The sequence below is a fragment of the Micromonospora sp. NPDC003776 genome (genome assembly GCF_053605645.1).
This window is the reverse complement of sequence record NZ_JBSGJR010000623.1, coordinates 1-3,881: the sequence shown is the minus strand read 5'-3', so window position 1 is coordinate 3,881 and position 3,881 is coordinate 1. Positions and strand designations below refer to the sequence as shown.

1 protein-coding gene and 1 pseudogene are annotated in these 3,881 nt (G+C 76.5%); one reads left to right on the top strand and one right to left on the bottom strand.

Features of this window, described 5'->3' with window-relative positions; all coding sequences use genetic code 11:
• Positions 1-1,586 (bottom strand): AAA family ATPase (locus tag ACWEVO_RS32140; protein ID WP_452311205.1); only part of this gene is annotated, 1,586 nt, incomplete at its 3' end.
• Positions 1,587-1,776: 190 nt separating this feature from the next.
• On the opposite strand from ACWEVO_RS32140, the pseudogene ACWEVO_RS32135 reads away from it, so the two are divergent.
• Positions 1,777-3,881 (top strand): annotated as a pseudogene (locus ACWEVO_RS32135) (ATP-binding protein); the annotation flags it as partial.

Below are 3,881 nucleotides of genomic sequence, written 5' to 3'. Positions count from 1 at the left end.
CCACCGCCACCCGGCTCTTGGCCGGGATCTCCAGGGTCACGTCGTGCAGCACCGGGCGTGAAGTCGCTGCCGTACGCCGCGCCGGCCATGAGCACGGCCCGCTGCGGCCCGTCCAGCCGGTCCAGCCGGGCGTCGACCATCCGGCGAACCGTGTCGGGGACCGGTCCGGCCGGGTCGCCGGCATCGTCCAGTGCCGCCACGTACGCCCGGGCGGCGGCCGGGTTGCCACCGGTCAGCGGCGCCAGCTCGCGGGCCAGTGCGGCGGGCCGGCCGGCCCGGCCGAGCAGGTGCCGCAGCAGCCGTCCGGTGTCCACCGTGCCCAGTGGGGCCAGCGGCACCCGGCGTCGCCGGCCGGCGGCCCCGGGCAGCAGATCGGCCCAGCCCGGTCCGTGGGTGGCCACCACCGCGAGCGGCAACCCTCGCTCGGTGGCGACGGCGAAGAGCCGGTGCAGGAATCGGTTCAGCGGCGGGGCGGCCCGGTCCAGGCCGTCCACGGCCACCACCAGCGGCCGGTCGGCCGCCACGTCGAGGAGGACCTCCCGCCACACCTCGGCCCCGCGCGCTGCCGCCCCGGCATCCTCCGGCGCGGTCAGGAACTCGGTCAGGGCATGCGCCGCCGCGTCGAGCCGGGCCGCCGGCAGCAGCCCGGCGAGCGCGGTGGCCAGCCGGCGGCGTACCGTGCCGGCGGCGTCCGTGTCGCGGGCCCCGGCGAAGGCGCGGACCATGTCCGCCAGCGGCGCCAGCTCGCCCCGCGGATACGGCGGGCACTGCGCAATGCACCAGCGGACCGGCACACCGTCCACCTTCGACACGGCGCGGGTCAGCTCGTGCAGCAGCCGGCTGCGTCCACTGCCCTGCGGCCCGACCAGCGACACCCAGCGGGGCCGGCGCTCCCGGACCGCGCGGGCGATCTCCTCGCCGGCGGTGGCCAGTTCCCGCCGCCGGCCGATGAGCGGGCCCGGGTGGCCGGCCGGTCCGGGCCGGGCCGGCCCGGTGACCCGCCAGACGTCCAGCGGCTGCGCCTTGCCGGCCACCGTCATGGTGGCGAGGGGGCGCAGCTCGATCAGGCCGGCGACCGCCCGTCGGGTGGCCGCGCAGGCCACCACCCCGCCCGGCGGGGCGTACTCCTGCAACCGGGCGGCGGTGGTGATGACCGCGCCGCTGGCGGCGCCGTGCCCGCCGTCGCGGGTGGCGGCCAGGTCCACCAGGACCTCCCCGGTGGCCACCCCGACCCGGATCCGCAGCCGGGGGCCCGCCGACGCGCGCCGGTTCAGCGCCTTCTGGAGCTCCAGCCCGGCCCGCACCGCCCGGTACGCGTCGAAGCCGTCCGAGCCGTGCGCGCCGAACAGGGCCATCACCGCGTCGCCGATGTACTTCTCCACCACGCCGTTCCACCGGCGCAGCACCCCCGCCACCGTGCCGAAGTACCCGCGCTGCAGCGCCCGGACGTCCTCTGGGTCGAGCCGCTCGACCAGGCCGGTGGAGCCGACGATGTCGACGAAGAGCACGCTGACCGTCCGTCTCTCCTCCGGCACCGGCCAGCGCGTGGCTGCCTCCCGACTCCCCATGGTCGTGGTCACTGGCATCGCACCCACCCTTTCCCCCGGTCCGGTGCCTGACGACCTCTGGAGACTTTCACCACCGGTACGTAGGGGGATCGGTAGGACGACGTATGTCGACCACCCGCAACCTTTAGTCGCAATGTCGACGCGAGGAGTACCACTAGGGCCTTGAGGCCGTAGAACGGTGCGGGAACCTGTGACTAGGCTGCCTCCCATGGCCAGCGATGTGGACACCGCACCGCTCATCGGCCGTGCCGACACCATGGCGGCGCTCCGGTCGGCACTCCTCGACGACGTCGCCCCGGGGCATACCGCGGCGGTCTTCCTCACCGGCGAGAGCGGGGTGGGCAAGACCCGGTTGCTGGCCGAGCTGACCGGCCGGCTGCGAGACGCCGGCGCCCTGGTGCTCACGGGTTCCTGCCTGGACATCGGTGACGCCTCCCCGTTGCACCCGGTGCGGCAGGCGCTGCGCCGCTTCGACGCCGGGCTGGCCGAGGCCCGGACGGCCTCGGCGGTCCGCGGCCTGTTGCAGGTGTTTGACGAGGAGACCCCGGGGCCGGACGGCGCGGGTGCGTTGCTGGAACGGGTCTCCCAGGGGCTGCACCTGGTCGCCGCCGGGCGTCCGCTGGTCCTGGTCCTCGACGACCTCCAGTGGGTCGACCGGAGCACCCGCCAGCTCCTGCTCTATCTGCTCGCCGGCCTCGGCGACCTGCAACTGTCGGTGCTCGCCGCGGTGCGCGCCGAGTCGTTGCAGGGCGCGCACCCGCTGCGCCGGGTGCTCACCGAGCTGCGTCGGCTGCGCTCGGTCCGGGTGGTCGACCTGGCGCCGCTGGACCGGGCCGGCACGGACGAGCTGGCCGCCGCGATCGTCGGCACCCCGCTCGCGCCCGAGGCCGCCGACCGGCTGTGGCAGCGCAGCGGCGGCAACCCGTTCGTCGTGGAGGAACTCGCCCGGGACCTGCGCGACGGCCGTGACGATCTCTCCGACACTCTGCGCGAGGTCTTCCTGGCCCGGGTCGACGCCCTGCCGCAGCACGCCCACGCGGTGGTGCACGCGATCGCGGCCGGCGTCGAACCGGTCGAGCACTGGCTGCTGGCCCAGGTGGTCCGGCTCGCGGAGCCGGAGCTGATCGAGGCGGTGCGGGCGGCCGTGGCGCACCGGCTGCTGGTCGGCGCCGACGACGGCTACCGGCTGCGCCACCGCCTGGTGGCGGAGGTGCTGGCGCACGAGCTGCTGCCGGCCGAGCGGGCCGCGCTGCACCGGCGCTACGCCGAGGCGCTGACCTCGACCACCGCCGAGCTGCACCAGGCCCGGCTGGCGCACCACTGGCGGCTGCCGGCGAGCCGGGCCGGGCGCTGCCCGCCGCGATGGCCGCCGCCCGCGAGGCCGAGCGGCTGTACGGGTACGCGGAGGCGCACCGCCACTGGTCGGCGGCGTTGCAGCTGGCCGGCACCCCGGCCACGGTCCCGGCCGACGCCGAGCGCCGGACCCCGGTCGAGGTGGACCGAACGGACCTGCTGGAACACGCCGCCGAGACGGCCCACCACTGCGGCGAGCACGCCCGGGCGCTGGAGCTGCTGGAGGAGCTGGCCCGGGACCCGGCCGGCCCGCCCACCTGCGCCCTGCACATCCGGCGGGCCCGCTACCTGGCCGCCGCCGGGCGGTCCGCGCCGGCCGAGGCGGAATACCGGCGGGCGCTGGAGTCTCCGGAGTGCACGCCCGGGGAGCGGGCCACGGCCGCCGCGCGCCTGGCCGAGCTGTTGCTGCACCTGGGCCGGTACGCCGAGGCCGGTGAGCAGGCGCGGGAGGCACTCCAGCTCGCCGCGGAGGTGCCCGGTTCCACCTCGGAGGTGGTGCTCGCCAGCGCCGCCCTCGGCTACAGCGAGGCGTGGCTGGAGGACCCGGAGGCCGGGCTGGCCGTGATGCGGCAGGCGTTGGAGACCGCCGAGCGGTCCGGCCGGCCGGAGGACGTGGCCTGCGCGTACCTGCACCTGGCGGAGCTGCTGACCGGACCGCTGAACATCCTCGAGGAGGGGGTGGTGGTGGCCCGCCGGGGCGCGGAGCGGGTGGCCGAGCTGGGGCTGGGCCGCACCTGGGAGACCCGGCTGCTGGCCATCGCCACGAACGGGCTGTTCCGGGTCGGGCAGTGGACCGAGGCGGAGAAGGTGGTCGCCGCCGCGCTCCGGCACCGGCCGTCCGGCGCCGACGCGGTCGAGCTGCTGTCCAGCGCGGCCAGCGCCGGGATCTGGTTCGAGACGATCCTCATGCAGATGCTGGTGCGGCACTACTACGACGCCGACCCGACCAGCCGGCACGCC